Source organism: Thioalkalivibrio sp. ALMg3, from assembly GCF_000381225.1.
Lineage (GTDB): Bacteria > Pseudomonadota > Gammaproteobacteria > Ectothiorhodospirales > Ectothiorhodospiraceae > Thioalkalivibrio > Thioalkalivibrio versutus.
Genome location: NZ_KB906226.1, coordinates 85,520 through 106,180, shown reverse-complemented (window position 1 = coordinate 106,180; position 20,661 = coordinate 85,520). Strand labels below are relative to the sequence as shown.

20 protein-coding genes are annotated in these 20,661 nt (G+C 66.5%); 9 read left to right on the top strand and 11 right to left on the bottom strand.

Annotation, left to right across the window (positions count from 1 at the left end; all coding sequences use genetic code 11):
* Nucleotides 1-45: 45 nt before the first annotated feature.
* The 9 genes from F622_RS0109405 to F622_RS0109365 form a co-directional block, all read right to left on the bottom strand.
* Nucleotides 46-2,511, bottom strand: coding sequence for a bifunctional diguanylate cyclase/phosphodiesterase (locus tag F622_RS0109405; RefSeq protein WP_019571804.1), 2,466 nt, complete (start codon nucleotides 2,509-2,511; stop codon nucleotides 46-48).
* Between the two features lie 126 nt (nucleotides 2,512-2,637).
* Nucleotides 2,638-3,084: a cyanase gene (cynS, locus tag F622_RS0109400; RefSeq protein WP_019571803.1), complete on the bottom strand. Its 447-nt coding sequence runs from the start codon at nucleotides 3,082-3,084 to the stop codon at nucleotides 2,638-2,640.
* 36 nt (nucleotides 3,085-3,120) lie between these two features.
* The gene (locus F622_RS0109395; RefSeq protein WP_019571802.1) at nucleotides 3,121-4,032 is read right to left on the bottom strand and encodes an ABC transporter ATP-binding protein; all 912 of its coding nucleotides are present in this window, start codon (nucleotides 4,030-4,032) and stop codon (nucleotides 3,121-3,123) included.
* A 29-nt stretch (nucleotides 4,033-4,061) separates the two neighbouring features.
* Nucleotides 4,062-4,910: a nitrate ABC transporter permease gene (gene ntrB / locus F622_RS0109390; RefSeq protein WP_018176619.1), complete on the bottom strand. Its 849-nt coding sequence runs from the start codon at nucleotides 4,908-4,910 to the stop codon at nucleotides 4,062-4,064.
* A gap of 3 nt (nucleotides 4,911-4,913) precedes the next feature.
* Entirely contained in the window at nucleotides 4,914-6,368 is a 1,455-nt protein-coding gene (locus F622_RS0109385) for a CmpA/NrtA family ABC transporter substrate-binding protein (protein WP_019571801.1), read from the bottom strand.
* A gap of 188 nt (nucleotides 6,369-6,556) precedes the next feature.
* On the bottom strand, nucleotides 6,557-8,206 hold the full coding sequence (locus F622_RS0109380; protein WP_019571800.1) for a sigma-54-dependent Fis family transcriptional regulator: 1,650 nt from the start codon (nucleotides 8,204-8,206) through the stop codon (nucleotides 6,557-6,559).
* 198 nt (nucleotides 8,207-8,404) lie between these two features.
* Nucleotides 8,405-9,244 (bottom strand): ABC transporter permease, encoded by an 840-nt coding sequence (locus F622_RS0109375; RefSeq protein ID WP_019568537.1) that lies wholly within the window; start codon nucleotides 9,242-9,244, stop codon nucleotides 8,405-8,407.
* Nucleotides 9,241-10,524: an ABC transporter substrate-binding protein gene (locus F622_RS0109370; RefSeq protein WP_019571799.1), complete on the bottom strand. Its 1,284-nt coding sequence runs from the start codon at nucleotides 10,522-10,524 to the stop codon at nucleotides 9,241-9,243. Before F622_RS0109370 ends, F622_RS0109375 begins: the two co-directional genes overlap by 4 nt.
* Before the next feature lie 44 nt (nucleotides 10,525-10,568).
* The gene (locus F622_RS0109365; RefSeq protein WP_019571798.1) at nucleotides 10,569-11,429 is read right to left on the bottom strand and encodes an ABC transporter ATP-binding protein; all 861 of its coding nucleotides are present in this window, start codon (nucleotides 11,427-11,429) and stop codon (nucleotides 10,569-10,571) included.
* 415 nt (nucleotides 11,430-11,844) lie between these two features.
* Here F622_RS0109365 and F622_RS0109360 point away from each other — a divergent pair, with 415 nt between their 5' ends.
* The 4 genes from F622_RS0109360 to F622_RS0109345 are packed head-to-tail and all read left to right on the top strand — an operon-like array spanning nucleotide 11,845 to nucleotide 15,436.
* Nucleotides 11,845-12,393, top strand: a complete 549-nt coding sequence (locus F622_RS0109360) for an OsmC family protein (protein ID WP_019571797.1) — start codon at nucleotides 11,845-11,847, stop codon at nucleotides 12,391-12,393.
* Nucleotides 12,394-12,427: 34 nt separating this feature from the next.
* Nucleotides 12,428-13,567 carry an acyl-CoA dehydrogenase family protein gene (locus F622_RS0109355; protein WP_019571796.1) on the top strand — a complete coding sequence of 380 codons (1,140 nt, stop codon included), beginning with the start codon at nucleotides 12,428-12,430 and terminating at the stop codon, nucleotides 13,565-13,567.
* A 55-nt stretch (nucleotides 13,568-13,622) separates the two neighbouring features.
* Entirely contained in the window at nucleotides 13,623-14,003 is a 381-nt protein-coding gene (locus F622_RS0109350) for a DUF302 domain-containing protein (RefSeq protein ID WP_018176625.1), read from the top strand.
* Nucleotides 14,003-15,436, top strand: coding sequence for an FAD-dependent oxidoreductase (locus F622_RS0109345; RefSeq protein WP_019571795.1), 1,434 nt, complete (start codon nucleotides 14,003-14,005; stop codon nucleotides 15,434-15,436). The genes F622_RS0109350 and F622_RS0109345 overlap by 1 nt, the downstream gene beginning before the upstream one ends.
* Before the next feature lie 63 nt (nucleotides 15,437-15,499).
* Here the strand turns inward: F622_RS0109345 and F622_RS14130 are convergent, their stop codons facing one another.
* Both F622_RS14130 and F622_RS0109335 read right to left on the bottom strand, forming a co-directional pair.
* Nucleotides 15,500-15,664, bottom strand: a complete 165-nt coding sequence (locus tag F622_RS14130) for a hypothetical protein (RefSeq protein ID WP_018140916.1) — start codon at nucleotides 15,662-15,664, stop codon at nucleotides 15,500-15,502.
* Nucleotides 15,665-15,667: 3 nt separating this feature from the next.
* Nucleotides 15,668-16,714: a folate-binding protein YgfZ gene (locus F622_RS0109335; protein WP_018145435.1), complete on the bottom strand. Its 1,047-nt coding sequence runs from the start codon at nucleotides 16,712-16,714 to the stop codon at nucleotides 15,668-15,670.
* Between the two features lie 178 nt (nucleotides 16,715-16,892).
* Here F622_RS0109335 and sdhC point away from each other — a divergent pair, with 178 nt between their 5' ends.
* The 5 genes from sdhC (at nucleotide 16,893) to F622_RS0109310 (ending at nucleotide 20,622) form a co-directional block, all read left to right on the top strand.
* Nucleotides 16,893-17,273 carry a succinate dehydrogenase, cytochrome b556 subunit gene (sdhC, locus tag F622_RS0109330; protein ID WP_019563546.1) on the top strand — a complete coding sequence of 127 codons (381 nt, stop codon included), beginning with the start codon at nucleotides 16,893-16,895 and terminating at the stop codon, nucleotides 17,271-17,273.
* A complete protein-coding gene (gene sdhD, locus F622_RS0109325; RefSeq protein ID WP_018176629.1) occupies nucleotides 17,270-17,608 on the top strand; it encodes a succinate dehydrogenase, hydrophobic membrane anchor protein in 339 nt (112 codons plus the stop codon). The genes sdhC and sdhD overlap by 4 nt, the downstream gene beginning before the upstream one ends.
* 10 nt (nucleotides 17,609-17,618) lie before the next feature.
* Nucleotides 17,619-19,394: a succinate dehydrogenase flavoprotein subunit gene (gene sdhA, locus F622_RS0109320; RefSeq protein WP_019571794.1), complete on the top strand. Its 1,776-nt coding sequence runs from the start codon at nucleotides 17,619-17,621 to the stop codon at nucleotides 19,392-19,394.
* Nucleotides 19,395-19,500: 106 nt separating this feature from the next.
* Nucleotides 19,501-19,854 carry a TraR/DksA C4-type zinc finger protein gene (locus tag F622_RS0109315; protein WP_019571793.1) on the top strand — a complete coding sequence of 118 codons (354 nt, stop codon included), beginning with the start codon at nucleotides 19,501-19,503 and terminating at the stop codon, nucleotides 19,852-19,854.
* Between the two features lie 66 nt (nucleotides 19,855-19,920).
* The gene (locus F622_RS0109310) at nucleotides 19,921-20,622 is read left to right on the top strand and encodes a succinate dehydrogenase iron-sulfur subunit (RefSeq protein WP_018169984.1); all 702 of its coding nucleotides are present in this window, start codon (nucleotides 19,921-19,923) and stop codon (nucleotides 20,620-20,622) included.
* Nucleotides 20,623-20,661: the final 39 nt, after the last annotated feature.

The window sequence follows — 20,661 nt, the reverse complement described above, 5'->3', positions numbered from 1 at the left end:
ACCAAGGAAAAGGCCTGCTTTCGCAGGCCTTTTCCTTTTTCAGGTTCAGCTGCGCAGGTGGCCCCGTGGGGCCATGGCGGCCTTTACCGGGGCCCGGCGCGCGAACGGTTCGGGTTCGTGGTGGCTCACGAGCTCGGCCAGGGATGCGGCGGGCAGGGGGCGGCTGCACAAATAGCCCTGCCAGGCATCACAGCCCTCTGCGGCCAGAAATCCGAGCTGATCCTCGGTTTCAACCCCCTCGGCGAGCACATCCAGCCCCAGGTTGTGGGCCATGTCGATGATGGTCATGGCCAGCTCGGCATCGTTGCGGTCCTCCGGCAGGTCGCGCACGAAGGTCTGGTCGATCTTCAGGATGTCGATCGCGAATTCCTTCAGGTAGGCCAGCGACGAATACCCGGTGCCGAAGTCGTCGATGGCCAGCGCGATGCCCAGGCCCTTGATCTGCTGCAGGGTGCCACGGGTCGTGTCGGCCTGTTCCATCAGGGTGCTTTCGGTGAGCTCCAGGGTCAGGCGTTGTGCGGGGAGTCCGGATTCGTGCAGGACCTGGCGGAGCTGATGGAGCAGGCCCGGTGCGGCGACCTGGCGCGCCGACAGGTTGACCGAGACTTCCAGCGGCGGCAGGCCCTGACGATCCCATTCCACGACCTGGCGGCAGGCCTCGCGCAGAACAAAATCCCCGACGGCGGCGATCAGGCCCGTTTCCTCGGCCAGCGGTATGAACACGTCCGGCGCGATCAGGCCGCGTTCGGGGTCACGCCAGCGCACCAGTGCCTCGATCCCGGTGATCTTCCCGGACGTCATGTGTACCTGAGGCTGGTAGAACACCTCCAGTTCGTTCTGGGCCAGGGCGTGCCGCAGCCGGTTCTCGATCTCCAGGCGCTGGTTGGCGGCATCGGTGAGGGCGGTACGGTAAAAGCGGAAGGTGTTGCGCCCGGCGTCCTTGGCCTCGTACATCGCCGCATCGGCCTGAGTGAGAAGCTCACCGGCTTCGGTGGCGTCCTCCGGGAACAGTGCAATACCGATGCTCGCGCCTACCTGCAAGTTGGTCCAGCCGCCGACGGCAAAGGGTTCGGCTATGAGCTCCAGAAGCTGGCGGGCGCGGGCCTCGAGCTCTTGATGCTCTGCGGCGTCGTCGATTACCGCGATGAATTCGTCGCCCCCAATCCGGGCCACGGTGCGGGCCTCGAAGCGCGTCTTCAGGCGCTCGCCCAGGATTTGCAGGAGGTCATCGCCGACGCGGTGGCCGAGGCTGTCATTGATGTTTTTGAAGCGGTCCAGATCCACGAACAGGATGGCCACCAGGCCTTGCCGCTGGCGAGCCTGTTGCATGGCCTCGTCAAGGTGCTCCTGCAGCAGCGTGCGGTTGGGCAGTCCGGTCAGCGGGTCATGCCCGGCCTGGTACGCCAGGCGAGCTTCGTGTGCGCGCAGGCGGCCCTCCGCCGCGCGGCGTTGCTCGACCTCCAGTGAAAGCCGCCGCGTCAGACGCCGGTAGTAGAGCGCAGCCAACCCGCTCAGCAGCAATAGCCCCGCCATGAAGCCGAGCAGGACCTCCGGCCGGGCCTCCCAGTAGGCGCGCAGGCTGATTGCCACGGTGCGGTCGTAGGGCGGGTAGCCGAGTTCTTCCAGGAGTTTGTGTACCGCCCCGTAGGACAACGGGGCTGACCAGCCGTGGTAGCCGCCTTCACGCGCCGCGGGGTGATCCGCGGGCAGGCTCAGCAGGGCGATCGTGACGGCTTCGGCCAGTTGGTCAGGGGTGTGTCCAAGACGCGAGAACGGCCATTCAGGATAAAGCCGGGTGGAGTGGGCAAATGGAAACCCCGCTGTCTTGCGGGGCGCCAGTACGCGCAGGGTGTCGGCGGGCAGGTCGCCCGATTGCAGCCGTTCCTCCAGCACGCCGGTGCGCACCATGCCGGCGTCGGCCTCGCCGGTTAACAAGCCCTCGATCACCCGGTAGTGGGGCATGCCCGTGTAGTGAACCGACGCCAGGTCCTCGAACGGATCCACGCCAGCGCTGCGCAGGGCCCCGTAACCGGCCAGCCAACCGCCCAGAGAGTCTTCTTCCACCGCCAGCAACCGCTGCCCACGAAGGTCGTCCAGTGACTGGAGGTCATTGCGTTCGTCAAGGACCAGGATCGTCCCGCCGAACTGACGAATGGGCTGGCCTTGCTCCTCGGCGATGAGGGTGGCCAGGCGGGTGATGCCTTGTTGCGCCTCCAGGCGCACGTAATGGCCGGTGTTGGTGAGGACGAAATCGACGTCCCCGGTGGCGACGGCCTGCTCCAGGTCCGGATAGTTAAGTGCCTGAATGCGAAATTCGGCCGCGTCGACCTGCGTGCTCAGGTAGTCGGCTGTGGGTTGCCACTGGGCCGTGGTCTCTTCGGCATCGCGAAAGGCCAGCACGCCGATGGTGTATACGCTGGCGTCGTCACTATTTGCCGCCATTGCGGGGGCGGCAACGGACAGGCTGATCAGCAGGATCAGCAGACGGGGCAGGGTGGATGGATGGCACATCGGCAAGAGCCTACTATGCGAAGGGACTTGCCGTACACGTTCGGGCGCGAACGGGCGCTGGGGTACCGGCTCGCGGGAAAGGGCGGTCACGCGGCGCGCCCGGCCGCCGCGTGACCGATGGGGACGCTACCAGCTCTTGTAGGGCAGGAACTTACCGTTCCAGGTGATCTTCACGCGGTCGCCCTTCGGGTCCTCGACCTTGTCGATGTCCATGGTGAAGTCGATGGCGCTCATGATGCCGTCACCGAACTTTTCGTGGATCAGCGCCTTCATGGTGTCGCCGTAGACGTTGATCGCCTCGTAGAAGCGATAGATCACCGGGTCGGTGGGGATGGTCTTGTCCCAGGCCTTGTGCGGGAAGGCCTGCAGCGCCTGCGAGACCTCGGGGCCGAGACCGAGGAAGGTGGCCAGCTTGTTGGCCTGGTCGCCCTCCAGGTGGTTCATGCCGTAGCAGGCGGAGGTCACGTAGACCTCGTGCAGCCCGGTGGCCTCGGCGATCGCGGCCCAGGTAGTTCCGCGGTTCTCCTTGGCCTCGAGGATGGTGGTGGTCATGGCGCTCTTGCTGAGACTCATTACTGTGCTCCTTGAATGCGATGGATGGACTGGGGGTCAGACCGCGCGAACCATGCGCGGACCGGGTTCCGGGTTGGCCTCGGGCTTGGCCGGGTTGACGATGCGCGGGCTGTGGCGCGGGTTGTCACCGCGGGCGGCGCCCGCCTGGGCCTTGGCCGACATCTCCTTGGCGCCGTTCACGAGGAAGTCGACCAGGTGGTTGCGGATCGGGTAGTAGGCGTCGTTCTGGTGCAAAGTGGCGCGTTCCCGCGGCCGCGGGATGTCGATCTTCACCGACTCGGCGACCTGGGCATGCGGCCCGTTGGTCATCAGCAGCACGCGGTCGGCGAGCAGGATCGCCTCGTCGACGTCGTGGGTGATCATGAACACGGTCTGGTGGGTCTCCGACCAGATCTTCAGCAGCTCTTCCTGGATGACCCCGCGGGTCAGGGCGTCCAGGGCCCCGAACGGCTCGTCCATCAGCAGCAGCTTGGGTTCGATGGCGAAGGCCCGGGCGATGCCGACGCGCTGGCGCATGCCGCCGGAGAGTTGCGAGGGCTTGCGGTCCATGGCGTGGTCCAGGCCCACCATGTGCAGGTAGCGCTCGGCGTGTTCCAGGCGTTTCGCCTTGCTCCAGTTCGGCCAGCGGGCGCGCACCGCGAACATCACGTTGTCGCGCGCCGACAGCCATGGCAGCAGGCTGTGGTTCTGGAAGATCACGCCCTGGTCGAGGCTGGGGCCGTTGATCTCCTTGTTGTCCATGATCACGTTGCCGTCGGTCGGTGTGGCCAGACCGGCGAGCACGTTCAGGATGGTGGACTTGCCGCAGCCGGAGTGACCGATCAGGCAGACGAACTCGCCCTTGTTGATGGTCACGTCGACGCCCTCGAACACGGTCATCAGTTCGCTGGAGTCGGGCTGCGGGAAGCGCTGGCTCAGGTTCTCGATTTCGAGGAATCCCTTGCTCATGATAGGTCTCCTGGTTGGGCTGCGCCGACTCAGTCGGCGTAGCGCACGAATTTGGTGGCCTGGGCGAGGGAGGCATCCAGCAGGAAGCCGACGATGCCGATCATGATGATCGCGAAGATCACGCTGGCGAGATCGAGGTTGTTCCACTCGTTCCAGATGTAGTAGCCGATGCCGGTGCCGCCCACGAGCATCTCCGCGGCGACGATGACCAGCCAGGCGATGCCGATGGAGATGCGCATGCCGGTGAGGATGGTCGGGGCCGCGGCGGGCAGGATCACCGTGAACGCGGTGCGCAGGTTCGACAGCTGGTGGGTCTTGGCCACGTTCAGCCAGTCATTGCGCACCGAGGCGACGCCGTAGGCGGTGTTCACCAACATCGGCCAGATCGAGCAGATGAAGATCACGAAGATTGCCGACATGTTCGAGTCGCGGATCACGAACAGGGCGAGCGGCATCCAGGCCAGGGGCGAGATCGGCTTGAGGATCTGGATGTACGGATCGAACGCCTTGTTCAGCAGCGGCGACATGCCGATCACGAAGCCGAGCGGGATGGCGATCAGCGCGGCCAGGGCAAAGCCCAGCAGGACCCGGTAGATCGAGTAGGCCAGCTGGATCCCGATGCCCTTGTCGTTCGGGCCCGCGTCGTAGAACGGGTTGCTCAGTTCGCTGAAGGCGTGGCTGAACACCTGGGTGGGGGCCGGGATGCCGCTGCTGGAACTGCGATCGGTCCCGCCCCCCATCAGTTGTTCGTATTCGCTCAGCTCGCCCTGCTGCGGCGCGAGGACCTCCGGGGCGGTGGCCAGCTGCCACACGCCCAGGAAGACCACGAGCATCACCAGCGAGAGAACGGTCGCCCGGAAGTTGAGATTGCTCAACATGGCTTAGCTCCTGCGGATTGCGAAGCTGTCGAGATAACCTTCCGGGTCGGTGTAGTCGAACACCTTGCCCATGATCTCGAAGTTCTTGTAGGTGTCGCTCGGCGCTTCGTAGCCCAGCTCGGTCATGACCTCGGCGCACTCGCTGGCGAGGAAGACGTCTTCCGCAAGGCGGTTGTAGTCGAAGTCGCGATCCACATAGCCCCAGCGCTTCATCTGGGTGAGGATCCAGGTGGCCATCGAGTGCCAGGGGAAGGGGTCGAAGTCGATCCGGTGCGGGTCGTTCTTGACCTCGCCCAGGCCGTCGGCATAGCGCCCGGTCAGCACCTGCTCGACCACCGATTGCGGCTGGTTGAGATAGGCACGCGGGGAGATGGCCTCGGCAATCTCGGCGCGGTTGTTGATATCCGAGCTGTACTGGGTGGCCTCGATCAACGCGCGGAACAGGGCGCCGAAGGTGTTCGGGTGTTCGTCGGCGAAGGCGGCCGAGCAGGCGAAGGCGCAGCACGGGTGGCCGTCCCAGATCTCCTTGGTCAGCATGTGAATGAAGCCGATGCCGTCCCAGACCGCGCGCTGGTTGAAGGGGTCGGGGGCCAGGTAGCCGTCGACGTTCTCGGCACGCAGGTTGGCGACCATCTCCGGCGGCGGCACGACGCGGATGCTGATGTCGCGATCGGGATCCAGCCCGTGTTCCGCGACGTAGTAACGCAGCAGGAAGTTGTGCATGGAGTACTCGAAGGGCACGGCGAAGGTGAAGCCCTTCCAGTCCTTGGGATCGCGCTTGTCCTTGTGCTTGTTGTGCAGGGTGATGGCCTGGCCGTTGATGTTCTCCACCGCCGGCATGATGTAGTGCTCGCGCGAGGAGCCGGAGCCCAGGGTCATCGACAGCGGCATCGGCGAGAGCATGTGCGAGGCGTCGTACTCACCGGACAGCGACATGTCGCGGGCCACCGCCCAGCCGGCGGTCTTGATCACGTCGACATCCAGGCCGTGGCGCTCGTAGAAGCCCATGGGGTGGGCCATGATGATCGGCGTGGCGCAGGTGATTGGCACGAAGCCGACGCGCAGCTTGGTCTTTTCCAGCGGCCCGCCGTCCTTGATTGCGGCCTTGACCTTGTCCAGCGGCAGGATGGAGCCCAGGGCCGCGGCCACCGTGCCGCCCCCGATCATCTGCAGGAAGCGGCGGCGGTTGATCTCGTTGTGGCCGAACATGCCGCGGACGATGGCGCTCTCTACCGCGCGATCGACCATGGCCTCGTCGCTCAGGTCCTCGCCGGTGGCGTGGGCATCGGCCTGTACGGGCTCATGGGTGGCGCGTCGTTCCAGTTTCTCTTCCAGGTCCGGGGACGCGGTGTCGAAGCAGCTGCAGCTGCCGGGACCGGTGTGCCCGTGGCGGCAGCTGGAGCCGTGGCGCAGGTCGGCGTTGGCGTCGAAGGGATCGTGAAGACTCTTGGTCGGCATGGTCGGCTCTCCTCGTGGGTCGAATCGATGCGGGCATCGTTGCCGCGCATGTCGAGGGTCATTGCAGGTGCCATGCCAAGCGTGGGCAATGGGCCCCCAGGGCGGCGCGCGAGTGCCGGGAGATCGGACCATTGGTCGACATTGTCGACGAAGGGAACAAAAGGTCCACTGGTGTCTGAGCGGTGGGCCTAAGTGGTTTCTATGCCGAGCTTTTTCAGGCGATAGCGCAATTGCCGCGGGGTCAAGCCCAGGTCCATCGCGGCGCGAGTCTTGTTGCCCCCGGTCTGCTCGATCGCGCGCTTCAGGCGCTCCGCCTCGGTGGCGTGTACGCGCTGATATGGGCGCACCGCGCTGGTGCAGGACGCGCCGGAAGAGGGCAGGGTTCGGGGCTCGTTGTGCCGCGATGGTGCCGGTGCATGCTCGTCTCGGAGGCCGTGCCTCTCGCTCTCGAACGGGCTGATGCGGGATTCCTCATGCAGGATCTCGTCGATCAGCGGCGTGCCGATGCGGCCATCCGTGGACAGCAGCACGGCGCGCTCCAGCACGTTCTCCAGCTGGCGGATGTTGCCGGGCCAGTCGAAGGCCTCCAGGCGTTCCAGCACGCCCTCGTCGACGACCACGTTCCAGCCGTGCAGGTGGGTGTAGCGGTCGAGGAAGTGGCGGGTGAGCAGGCGGATGTCGCTGGCGCGGTCGCGCAGGGCCGGCATGTGCAGCGGGATCACGTTCAGGCGGTAGAACAGGTCGAGCCGGAAGTTCCCGGCGTTCACCGCGGCCTGCAGGTTCTGGTGGGTTGCGGCGATGATGCGTACGTCCACCGGGAGATCGCGGTTGCCGCCAATGGGTTGGACCACCCGTTCCTGCAGTACACGCAGGATCTTCGACTGCAACGCCTCCGGCATGTCGCCGATCTCGTCAAGAAACAGCGTGCCGCCGTCGGCCAGGGCGATCTTGCCGGTCTTGGCGCTGGACGCGCCGGTGAAGGCCCCCTTTTCGTGGCCAAACAGTTCGGATTCCAGCAGGTCGGCCGGGATGGCGGCGCAGTTGATGGAGATGAACGGCTTTGCATTGCGCTGGCTGATCCGGTGGACCATGCGCGCGATCTTCTCCTTGCCAGTCCCGGAGGCCCCGGTGATCAGGACGGTGGCCTGGGTATCCGCAATGCGGTGGACCTGCTTGAGGACGTGCCGCAGGGCCGGGCTTTCGCCGAGGATGCCGTACTGCCCGCCCTGGGTATCCAGGGCGCTCTTGAGGTAGCGGTTCTCCGAGACCAGCTCGGCGGTGCGCTCGGCGATCAGCTGGTGGATGCGCAGCACCTGGCCGATCATGCTCGCGATCACCCGCAGCAGGTTCAGGTCGTCCTGGAACTGGCGCGAGCGGCGTCGCAGCCGGTGCACACCCAGCACGCCGATGGCGTGTTCGTCCTGGACGATGGGCACGGCGATGTAGGCGACGGTCTCCTGCGGCAGGGTGGAACGGTCAATGGCGCGCGCGAGGTATTCGGGCTCGTTGTCGATGTCCTGGATCAGGGCGATCTGGCCGGTCTTCATGACGCGCCCGGTGACACCCTCGCCGAGGCTGTAGCTGCCGCGGTCGCGCTCGGCATCGGTCAGGCCGTAGGCGTGGCGGATGCGCAGCTGGCCGCTGTTCGGATCCGGCAACAGGACGCGGCCGCGGTTGAGCCCCAGTAGCTGGGACATCATCCCGAGGATGCGGTAGATCGCGGCATCCGGGTCGCCGGAGCGGCCCATGAGCTTGGCAACCTCCAGCAGCAGGGTGATCTCCTGCTCCCGGGTGGCCAGGTCCGGTGGGGTCGAATCGGATATGCGGTGGAGTGCCATGCCGTGGGTTATGCAGAAAGCCTGCCAGTGCGAAAACGACGTGTTGGTGGGCGTTCGGGGGCGTCTGGCAGGGTCGGGATGACGCGGTTGCCTCGAGGCGGGGCAGGGCCTTGCACTGTTGGGTTGCGCTTGCCCGCTTTGCGGGCGCACAAAAAGGCCCGGCCATGAATGGCCGGGCCCGGGTATTGCCCGAGGGGATCAGCCCTCCGCGTGATAGCTGCTGCGCTTGATCAGGCGTACGCAGATGGCGTCGAGCATGTAGCCGATAATGCCGATGACCAGGACAAATGCGGCCAATTTGTCGTACTCCAGGGTGTCGCGGGCATCGTTGATGGCGTAGCCCAGCCCCGAGGTGACGCCCAGGTACTCGGCCGGCACCAGTACGATCCAGGCCACACCCACCGCCAGGCGGATCCCGGCGAACACATCCTGGGCGATCGCGGGCATCACGATGTAGCGCAGGGTGTGGTACGGATTGGCGCCCAGGTTGTTGCCCACCTTGAGCCACATTGGATCGATCCGTTGCACCCCGTGCGCGGTGGCGTAGGTAATGGGCCAGACGGCCGCGATGGCAATCAGGAAGATGATGGCCGCATCCCAGGTGGCGAAGGCCAGGACCGCGACCGGCATCCAGGCCAGCGGCGAGATCATCCGCAGGAACTGGAACGGGACGTGGGTGACCTGCTTCAGCGTCAGGAAGTAGCCGATCATGACGCCCAGTGGCACGCCGATGGCAATGGCGTAGGCCAGGCCCCAGCCCACGCGGTACAGGCTGGACTCGATCGGTGACCACACGGCCCCGGAGCTGACGATGTCCCAGAAGGCCGCCAGCGTGGGCCCGGGGGCGAAGCTGGCGAAGGCCATCGTGTCCTCGTTGTTACCGATGGCCCAGCCGCCCCAGTACCACAGGGCGAACAGGCCGGCGATGCCCAGCGCCGGGTACTGCAGCGCCCGGCGTGCGCGGTCCGCGAGCCGCAGCAGCGGCATCAGCCGCTCCACGGTCGCGGTGTCGACGGAGAGAGTGGCTTCGCGGTTCATAGCACCACCACCTCCTCGCGGGCATAGGGCGAATCCATGTCCACGCCCGGGGCGCCCTGCCAGGCAGTGTGCGTCTCCATCGCCTTGCGCACGAAGTCGTAGTTCACCAGGTCGTCACTCACGAACTCCGGGTCCAGGCCTTCGAGGAAGGTGGTGTCGCCGCCGACCAGCGTCTCGTTCATGGCGCCGACCAGCATCTTGGTGGCCGACGGGTAGGGCCAGGGCGAGAAGTCGATGCGGCCGTTCTCCCATTCGGGGTGACGGATCGCGCCGCTGTCGGCGTAGGTGCTGTCGTCGTGGTAGTTCGTCATCGCGCGTTCCACCACGTTGGCGGGCATCGGGAGATACCCCTTGCCATCGCGCGAGAGCATAGTGGCGACACTCTTCTTGTCTTGCTGGATCGTGCCCTGGGCGCGGACCACGGCGTTCATCACCTTCTGGGTCCACTCCGGCTCGCGGTCGGTCAGGCGCTCGTTCATGCACACCACGCAACAGGGGTGGTTCTTCCAGATGTCGCCGGTAAAGCGCAGCACGTTGCCGCGCGCCAGCAGCTCGCCGGCGGCGTTGAACGGCTCGGCGACGATGTATGCATCAATGGAGCGCGCGGCCAGGGCCGGCGGCATGTCCGGCGGCGGCATGAGCATCAGGTTGACCTCGTGCGCCTCCAGCGCGTCGCCCTGATCGCGGATCACCGGCGTCAGGCCGGCATCGCGCAGGGCCATCTGCATGACTACGTTGTGCATGGAATACCAGTAAGGCACGGCCACGCTCTTGCCGCCGAGGTCGGCGAAGCTCTGCACGTCGACATGGCGGCCGGTCACCACGGCCGAGCCGTTGGTGTGGGCCCAGGACATGATCTTCACCGGGAAGTCATTCTGGTAGCGCATCCACAGCGGGATCGGCTTCAGCAGGTGCACCAGGTTGAATCGGTTGGCGGCAAAGGACTCGATCAGCGGCGACCAGCCGCGGATCAGCTGGGGATCGGCGACTTCCAGTCCTTCGTCCTCGAAATAGCCCTCGGAGTGGGCGACCAGCAGGGCGGCCGCGTCGGTGATCGGGATGTAGCCGATGCGCACGACGCCGTCGAAGTCGCTGACGACGCCTTCGGGCTCTTCGAGGCTCCCGGGTTCGGCCCCGAACAGGGAACCGGGCAGGGCAAGCCCGCTCCCGGCCAGGCCGCCGACGGCGGCGGTACGCAGGAAGTTGCGACGGGAGAAGCTGCGATCCAGCAGCCGGTCCAGTTCGCTGTCGATGTCGTGGTGGTTGTCGCAGTTGCACATGGTGGCGGTTCCTCGCTCGGGTTCGGGGCAGTGGTGGAGATGGATCAGGCGGCGCGTACGCGCGCCCGGGATTCGGATGAAGAAGACTCGTCTTGTTCGCTTTCGCTTTCGGTATCGGGCGTCGGGGCTTCGGCCTCCGCTGAACCCTTGGCAGCGGCCGGGGTGCGGGTGGCGCCGAAGTAGCCCATCAGTTCGGCCTTGCGGTCGACGAAGGCCTGGCTGTTGCGATCGCGTGGGTGGGCAATGTCGATCGGCAGTTCGGCGGTGATGGTCCCCGGGTTGGAGCCCATGACCAGCACGCGGTCGGCCATGGCGACGGCCTCTTCGATGTCGTGGGTGACGAACACCACCGAGATCCCGCGTTCCCGGGCCAGGCGGGTGACTTCGTCCTGCAGGGCGACGCGGGTAAAGGCGTCCAGGGCCGAGAATGGTTCGTCGAGCAGCAGCAGTTCGGGGTCGGTGGCCAGGCTGCGGGCCAGGGCGACGCGCTGTTGCTGACCGCCGGAGAGCGACTGCACGTTGACCTCGGACTTCTCGCTCAGGCCCACGGTCTCCAGCAGCTGGTCGATGCGTTCGCGCATGTCGGTCTTGCGGCCCTGGAAGATCAGGCCCAGCGAGGCGTTCTTGCGCACCGTCATCCAGGGGTAGAGCGAGGGCTTCTGGAACATCATGTTCCAGCGCGGGCTCGGCTTGATGACCTGGTGGCCGTTGATGCGCACGCAGCCTTCGCTCGGCAGCAGCAGGCCCGCGAGCATGTGCAGCAGGGTGGACTTGCCGCAGCCGCTCTGGCCGATCAGGGCCACGGTCTCGCCCGGTGCGACGGTGACCTGGATGTCCTGGAGCGTGGGGGCTTCCTGCCCGGGATAGTGGTGGGTGATGTAGTCGATGGAGATGGCGGCGCCCATGGCGTTTCCCTCTTGACCTTCGTTCATGAGCCGCCGGATGGATCGGATCGGCGGCGCGTTCAAGGGGGTTCCTTACAAGGGGCGTGCCAAACCCGTCGTGTTGCCCGGGAATTTCCTCCGGACCGGGGGCGAAACGGCGCGCTGGTGCGCAATACAGGGAGCGGCGAACGAGGCATCGCAGAAGCGGGGGGATCCGGCGTGGGGGGCGAGAAGTGGACAATCCGGACAATGCGGACCAGTTCGAGTGGACAAAGCGGACGGATTGTCCGACGGGGGGATGGGTTGGATTCGGGTGGCCCGGCTGGAAATGGCTTTGTGGTGCGGTCCGCACGGTTTTGGCACGGCTTCTGCACCGGGATGGACGACCCGGTCGAATGCCGGGGGTCCACGAATCCCAACTATCAGGAGCACCACCATGTCTGCAGCCGAAGCCACCACCTCCCTGTCCATCAACGCCCTGGAGCCGATCGACCAGGATGGCCTCAATAACCTCGCCGCCAAGGGCAAGGCCAACCCCGAGAACATCGTGACGCTGAAGGCCACCACGGTCTGCGAAGGCAAGTTCCGTAACCTGACCTTCGTGCGCGACCTCGAGGCCCACGTGATCGACGAGCCGCCGCACCTGCTGGGCGACGACACCGCGCCGAACCCCTCCGAGGCCGCGCTGGCCAGCTTGGGTGCCTGCCTGTCCGTGGGGATGCACGCCAACGCCATCGATCGCGGTATCACCCTGACCAAGCTCGAGCTGACCCTGGAGGGCGACATCAACGTGACCGCCGTATGGGGCGTCGGGGACACCGACGTGAACAAGCACCTCGGCTTCTCCGATATCCGCGTCAAGGCGCACCTGGAAGGGGATGCCAGCGAGGAACAGCTGAAGGAACTGGTTGCCCATGCCGACTTCTGGTCGCCGGTCGCCAACACCATGCGAAACCCGGTCAAGCTCAGTGTCGAGCTCGCCTGATTCCGGTCCTGCTGCCCAACGGGAGTAAACCCCAATGCTTGAAACCCGCACTCAAGACGTGACGGGGGTATCGCCGGCCGCAGGGCCGGCGGATGCCGATGCCGCGCTGCAGGCGCTGGTGGAGCGCGATCTGGCTCCGCTGACCGCCCGCATCGACCGCGAAGGCCTGTACCCCGAAGACTTCCTGCGCGAGGCCGGGCGCCTCGGCGCCTTTAATCGCCACCTGGCCAGCCAGAACGCCAGTGGCACCACGGATATCGCCAGCGCCATCCGCGCCAACGAGGTGATCTCGGCCGAGTGCATGACCACCGGCTTTGTCGCCTGGTGCCAGAACGCCTGTGCCTGGTACGTGGAGAACAGTGCCTCGGACACCCTGAAGCGCGAGGCCCTGCCGAGGCTGGCAAATGCCGAGGCACTGGGTGCCACCGCGCTGTCCAACCCGATGAAGTGGTTTGCCAATATCGAGGACCTCAAGCTCTCCGCCGAACGTGTGGACGGCGGTTATGTGGTCTCCGGTGCGCTGCCCTGGGTATCCAACCTGGGCGAGGACCACTACTTCGGCGCGATCTTCCGCACCACCGGCGCGAACCCGCGGCCGGTCATGGCGCTGATCAACTGCTCCGACCCCGGGTTCAGCCTGACGGCCTGTCCCGAGTTCACTGCGCTGGAGGGTTCGCGCACCTTTGGCTGCCATTTCGATCGCGTGTTCGTGCCCGATGAGCACGTGCTGGCCGACGCCCTGCCCGAGTACATCCGCCGGATCCGACCGGGGTTCGTGCTGCTGCAGATGGGGATGGGGCTGGGGCTGATCGATGGCTGCATCCAGACCATGCGCGAGGCCAACGAGACGCTGTCCCACGTGAATGGCTATCTGGATGACCAGGTGGGCGAACTGGAAGAGGCGCTGGAGGATGGCCGTGCAGCCTGCTATGCGCTTTCGGAAACGCCCTTCGACGAGTCCGAAGGCTTCTTTGCCGATGTGTTGCAGATGCGCCTGACCGGTTCCGAGTTGTCGCTGCGTGCGTCGCAGTCGGCATTGCTGCATGCCGGGGCCCGGGGGTATCTGGCGAATGCCGCCGCCCAGCGCAAGCTTCGCGAGTCGTACTTCGTGGCCATCGTCACCCCGGCGATCAAGCACCTGCGCAAGGAGCTGGCGCGGATCCACGCGCACTAGTCCACCACCCACGGTCGGGGCCTACCGGGGCCCCGCACCGAACGAAGGAATCGTCATGCTGGAAACCACTACCCGACTGGACCCCGAGACCGCGGTCGCGACCCTGAAGGAGGCGATTGACGCCCAGGGGCTGAAGCTGGTCTCGCACATCAATGGCCAGGCCAATGCCGCGAAGATCGGGGTCGAGGTCCCGACCGACCAGATCCTGGAGATCTTCCACCCGAGCTATGCGGTGCGTGTCTGGGAGGCCTGCAAGCCGGCCGGCATCGACATCCCGTTGCGCATCCACGTCTCCGGCGATGGCGAGATGCTGCGCGTCAGCGCGCGCTCCGCACGGGACGTCTTCGCGCCGTGGGCCAACCCCGATCTGGACGCCATCGGGTCCGAACTGGACCCCAAGCTGAAGGCCATTCTCGATGCCGTGGAGGCCGCGTGATGAGCACCGAAACCGACGAGTTCAAGCGCTATATCTGCAAAGTCTGCGGGTATATCTACGACGAGGCCAAGGGCGACCCGGATTCCGGTCTGGCCCCTGGGACCCGCTTCGAGGATATCCCCGACGACTGGTATTGCCCCGACTGTAATGTGACCAAGGCGGATTTCACCGCCCTGGAGCCGCGCGCCGAGACCGCGGACGCCGGTGCCGCCGCGATGGCCTGGAGTGCCGGAGCCGGCGCGGCCGATCCGGATGCGGTGGTGATCGTCGGCGGCGGCATGGCGGGCTGGGCCCTGGCCGAGGCCCTGCGCGAGCGGGATCCGCGGCGTACGATCCGCCTGCTGACCGCCGATTCCGGTGATTACTACACCAAGCCGCGGATCTCCAATGCCTTTGCCCGGGGCGTCGCGGTCGCGGATCTGGTGGAGGAGACTGGCGTGGCGCGGGCGGCCCGGCTAGGCATTGACCTGATGCCGTTTGTCCGTGTGCTCGATGTCCAGCGGGCGCAGCAAAAAATCATCACCGCCCGTGGCGGCGTGCCGTACGGCCAGCTGGTGCTGGCCACCGGGGCGCGCCCGCGGCAAATGGCGTTCCCGGGTGGGGCCGGGGCGCCGCTGTCGGTGAACACGCTGGAGGACTACCGCGCGCTGCGTGCGGCCCTCGAGGCGCAAGCCGGGTCACCGGCCCATACCCGTGTGGCCATCATCGGCGCCGGCCTGGTGGGCTGCGAGCTGGCGGACGACCTGGCGGCGGGTGGCCATCCGGTGTCTTTGATCGAGTGTGCGTCACGGCCGCTGCCGAATCTGCTGCCCGAGCCGCTGAGCGTCGATCTGGAGAAGGCGCTGGCCGACCGCGGCGTGCAGTGGCACACCGAGGCGACCGTCGAGCGCATCGAACCGGTGGCGGAGGGAACGACCCGTCTCGTCCTTGCCAGCGGCGAATCGGTAGAGGCCGAGGTGGTCATCAGCGCGCTCGGGCTGGTGCCCAACCGCGAGCTGGCCGAGCGGATCGGTCTGGCCTGCCACGCGGGGATCGAGGTGGACGCACTCTTGCGCACCACCGACCCGGCGGTCTTCGCCCTGGGCGATGGTTGCGAGTTCGACGGCCAGTTACGCCCCTACGTGGAGACCCTGCGCGGGCAAGCAGCTGCGCTGGCGCGAACGCTGTCCGGCGAGCCGACGGTGTACCGGCCGGATGCCGGGATCGTGCAGGTCAAGACCGGGAGCCTGCCGTTGAACGTCTGCCCGCCGCAGACGGACGGGGGCGAATGGGTGGAGATCTCGGGCGACGGCGAAGGGCGTCACCTGGAGTATCACGTCGATGCACGGCTCGAGGGGTTTGCCTTGTCGGGTTGCCATGCACGCCAGGCGCGGGACCTGGAGACGCGCCTGGGCGAGCCGGTGGCGGATACCCGAACCCGGCTGGCGTCCTGAGACGCGTGGCCCGGCCGGTGCCGGGCCCGCGGGGGTGCGGCGATGCGGATCAGAGGGTTCGGGTCATATGACCCCGTCGAGGCGCAAATAGCCGATCAGGAACAGCACTGCCAATACACCGGCCAGGGCGTAGAGCCAGTTGGATAGCGTGGGGTTGTCGGGGCGGCTGAAGAAGGCCGCCCACAGTGCCAGCAGGATCAGGACGAAAAAGAAGAACAAAAAGCGCATGCGTCAGGCTCCTTCGGGGACTGCGTAGGGCAGTTCGACGACCTCGGCCTTGGCGCCGTCGGGTGCGTCCCAGCGCAGTTCGCCCTTGGCGGCCGCGACCTGCAGTACCGCCAGGGCGGAGTACAGCCCGTCCGGGTGCAATTCGGCTGCGACGATCTCGCCGTCCGACTGGTCCGGGTTGCCGCCGGCCTGGAACACAGGCGAGCCGGGTTGGGGTGGAGTCTGAGTATGGATCGCCAGGCGGAACATGCGCCGCTTGAGCTTGCCCAGGTAGTGCATGCGTGCCACGACCTCCTGGCCCGGATAACAGCCCTTTTCGAAGCTGACCGCGCCCAGGGCATGCAGGTTGAGCATCTGCGGCACGAACTTCTCGCTGGTTTCCTCCACCACGGTGGGGACCCCGGCCAGGATGTCCAGCAGTGCCCAGTCGCGCGGGCCCACCGGGGCCGCGTGGACGTTCAGGCCGTCCCACGCCTTGCGCATGGCGTCGATCTCGCCGAACAGCTCGAAGCGCGGGTGCACCCCGGGTACCCGGACCACGGTGACGCCGTTTTTCTCGACGACCTCCTCGACCTCGGCGGGACAGACACCCAGCGCGCTTTGCAGCTCCTTCTCGGCATCCGGCCCGGAGCAGCCGAAGTGGATGCGGGAGTCGCCGGCCTGTTCGATGATTACGTTCGCGCGCAGCACGAACATCTGCAGGCGCTTGGCCACCGGCTCGATCCGGTCTGCGGGCATCTCCAGCAGGTAGCCGTCGCGGGTACGCAGCACGCGGAACACGGCGTAGGCGCGGCCCTTGGGACTGGAGTAGCTGGACAGCTGGCTGTGTTGCGCGTCCACCGCGCGGATGTCGTTGCCGAACTGGCCCTGCAGGAAGTCGGTGGCGTCGTCGCCGCGAACCTCCAGCAGGCCGCGATGGGAGAGGTCGCAGATCACCTCGCCGTTGATGGCCATGCGGCGTTCACGTTCCGGGTTGCCGTAGTGCAGGAGGTCGTCCTCCTCGAACTCGGCACCCGCATCGGTGATGTGGTCTTTCCAGTCTTCGCGCATCGAGGATCTCCAGTGGACTGCTGCCCATGCCATCGCCGGGCGTACCGCGAGGGAGGCGGCGATACGGGGTCACGACGGCAGCATGGAGTGGTAAGCTGATTCGGTGGATCGATGGTAGACGAACCCCACGCGGGGTGTCAGCCTGACGGTCCTTTTCTTCCGGCTATTAGGGGTTGGCATGACTCGGCAGGGACGTCCCGTCTTTCTGGATTTGCGCAAGATCCGACTGCCGCTGAATGCCGTGGTCTCCATTCTGCACCGGATCACCGGTGTCTTCCTGATTCTGTCGATTCCCGTGCTGCTTTGGCTGCTGGACCGCTCGTTGGCCAGCCCCGAGGGCTTCGCCCAGGTCGTGGCGATCATTCATCATCCGATCGGCCTGGTGGCGCTGGCCCTGGGGCTTTGGTGGCTGCTGCATCACCTGTTTGCCGGGATTCGCTACCTGCTGATGGAATTCGGCATCGGCGAGGATCGCGCGGGCTCGCTGCGCACGGCGCGCGATGCGCTGTACGCGGGCATCCTCGGCACCGTGCTGGTGTGGCTGGGGCTGGTGCTATGAGGCTGCTGAGCGGACAGCGCGCCTGGCTGCTGCAACGCATCACGGCGGTGTACGTGGGCGTGTACGTGATCCTGGCCCTCGGATTCTTCGTGCTGGCCGCGCCGGCGGATCATGCCGCATGGCTGGGTGTGGTCGGGCACCCGGTGACTGGGCTGCTGACGGCGGTGTTCGTGCTGCTGATGCTGCTGCATGCGTGGATCGGGCTGCGCGACGTGGTGATGGACTACGTGCATGCGCCCGGCACGCGGCTCCTGGTGTTCGTGCTGGCCGCCGGCGGGTTGCTCCTGACGGGGCTGTGGGCATTTTTCATTCTGATTCGGGCGGGACTGGCATGAAGGGACTGGCATGAACGTGGCGCGACGCAAGTTCGACGCCCTGATCATCGGGGCCGGCGGGGCCGGCCTGCGCGCGGCGCTACAGCTGTCCAATGGCGATGCCAAGGTCGCGGTGGTCTCCAAGGTGTTTCCCACGCGCTCGCACACGGTGGCGGCGCAGGGCGGGGTGAACGCCGCCCTGGCCAACGTCCTGCCGGACTCCTGGCACTGGCACATGTTCGACACGGTGAAGGGCTCGGACTATCTGGGCGACCAGGACGCGATCGAATACATGTGTCGCGCCGCGCCCAAGGTGGTCTACGAGCTGGACCACTTCGGCGTGCCGTTCTCGCGCCTGGACAACGGCACCATCTACCAGCGCGCCTTTGGCGGGCAGAGCCAGAATTTCGGTCAGGATCAAGCCGCGCGCACCTGCGCGGCGGCGGACCGCACCGGGCACGCGATCCTGCACTCGCTGTACCAGCAGAACCTGCGCGCGCGCACGCACTTCTTCGACGAGTATTTCGCGGTGGACCTGCTGCGCGACGCGCAGGGCTACGTGCTGGGCGTGCTGGCGTTCGAGATCCTGACCGGCGAGCCGATCGTGATCGAGGCGAAGACCACCCTGATCGCGACCGGCGGGGCGGGACAGCTGTTCCGCACCACGACCAACGCGCTGATCAACACCGGTGACGGCATGGCGATGGCCCTGCGCGCCGGGGTACCGCTGGAGGACATGGAGTTCGTGCAGTTCCACCCGACCGGGATCGCCGGGCGCGGGATGCTGATTACCGAGGGCGCGCGCGGCGAGGGCGGGTTCCTGATCAACGCCGAGGGCGAGCGTTTCATGGAGCGCTACGCCCCGCGGGCGAAGGACCTGGCCTCGCGCGACGTGGTGAGCCGCTCCATTGCCACCGAGGTGCGCGAGGGACGCGGCTGCGGGCGCAATGCGGATCACGTATTGCTCGACCTGCGCCATCTGGGGGCCGATACGATCATGCAGCGCCTGCCGGGGATTCGCGAGACGAGCATGACCTTTCTCGGGGTCGATCCGATCGAGGCGCCGATCCCGATCTTCCCGACCTGTCACTACAGCATGGGCGGCATCCCGACCAATCGCTTCGGGCAGGTGGTGGCGCCCGAGAAGGACACGCCGGAGGACCCGGTCCCGGGGCTGTACGCGGCCGGCGAGACGGCCTGTGTCTCGGTGCACGGGGCCAACCGCCTGGGTGGCAATTCACTGCTCGACATCCTGGTGTTCGGCCGCGCGGCGGCCAATCACATCCTCGAGTACCTGGCCGAGAACCGTTACCACCGGCCGCTGGACGAGTCGGCCGTGGAACAGGCGATGGCGCGGCTCACGCGCTGGGATCGCAAGGACCCGGGCGATGGCTCCGCCGAGCAGGTCGAGCCGCTCAAGCGCGAACTGCGCAAGGTGATGGAAGACCACTGCTCGGTATTCCGCACCGACGTGGTGATGCGCGAGGGCGTGGAGAAGGTCCGCGCGCTCCGCGAGCGCCTGAACCACGCGGTGATCGCGGATCACTCCAGCACCTTCAATACCGCGCGGGTGGAGGCGATGGAGCTGGAGAACCTGATGGACTGCGCGATCGCGACCATCCGCTCCGCGCTGGGGCGCGAGGAAAGCCGCGGCGCCCACTCGCGGATCGATTTCCCCGAGCGCGACGATCAGCACTGGCTCAAGCACAGCCTGTACTCGCTGGCGGATGACAGCCTGGACTACAAGCCGGTGCGGACGCAGCCGAATACCGTGGCCTCGTTCCCGCCCAAGGAACGCGTCTATTGATGGGTCGACTCGACCGTAGGATGCCGATGAGCGTAGCGAATCGCATCAGGGGGCATGGCAGCCCGCGCGTTCAACCATGGGCATTGCGCCCAATGGGAGATGAGCAATGAGCAACCCTGCCGAACCGGTACCCGAGGTGTGGCTGCACGAGCAGCTCGAGGCGCTGCTGACGGAGCTGGATGCCGCGCTCGCGGGCGCCGCCGACAGCGGCGCGACCGTGGAGCTGGACCAGCAACGCACCGGACGGCTCTCGCGGATGGACGCGCTGCAGGGCCAGGCCATGGCCAAGGCGAGCCAGCAGCGGCGCGAGGCCCAGCGTGTTCGTGCCCGCCGGGCGCTGAAGCGGCTGGAGGAGGGCGAGGGCGGACTGTGCATCGACTGCCTGGAGCCGATTGCGCGCTCGCGGCTGGAGATCGATCCGTCGGTCGAGCGATGCATTGCCTGTGCCGAGGCGCAGTAACAGGATTGATTGGGGCTTACCGACGCGTGTGACAACGGTGGCCGTGGTCACCGACAGGAGATACCGATGGAGTTCTCGATCTACCGCTTCAACCCGGAAACGGACACGCTGCCGAAGATGCAGCGCTTCAGCCTGCCCGATGACCAGGTCGAGCCCGGGATGATGCTGCTGGATGCCTTGCTTCTGCTGAAGGAACAGGACGACTCCCTGGGCTTTCGCCGCTCCTGTCAGCACGGGGTGTGTGGCTCCGACGGCATGAACATCAACGGCACCAATGGCCTGGCCTGCATCACCCCGCTGGCGGAGCTGGACTCACCCGTGACCCTGCGCCCGTTCCCGGGCATGCCGGTGATCCGCGACCTGATCGTGGACATGGACAACTTCTGGGAGCAATACCGCAAGGCCGAGCCCTGGCTGGTCAACGACAGCCCGGAGCCCGAGGTGGAGCGCAAGCAAAGCCCCGAAGACCGCGAACAACTGGACGGGCTCTACGAGTGCATCCTGTGCGGCTGCTGCTCCGCTGCCTGCCCATCCTACTGGTGGAACCCGGACAAGTTCCTGGGGCCGGCGGCGCTTTTGCAGGCCGCGCGCTTCATCCACGACAGCCGCGACGAGGCCACCGAGCACCGTCTCGAACAGCTGGATGATGCCTGGAAGCTTTACCGCTGCCACACCATCATGAACTGCACCCAGGTGTGCCCGAAGGGCCTGAACCCGAGCCGCGCGATCAGCGACATCCGCCGCACCATGCTGAAGAAGTCGCTGTGAGTGGCCTGATCCGCAACGGGTATCCAGCCCCCGTAGGGC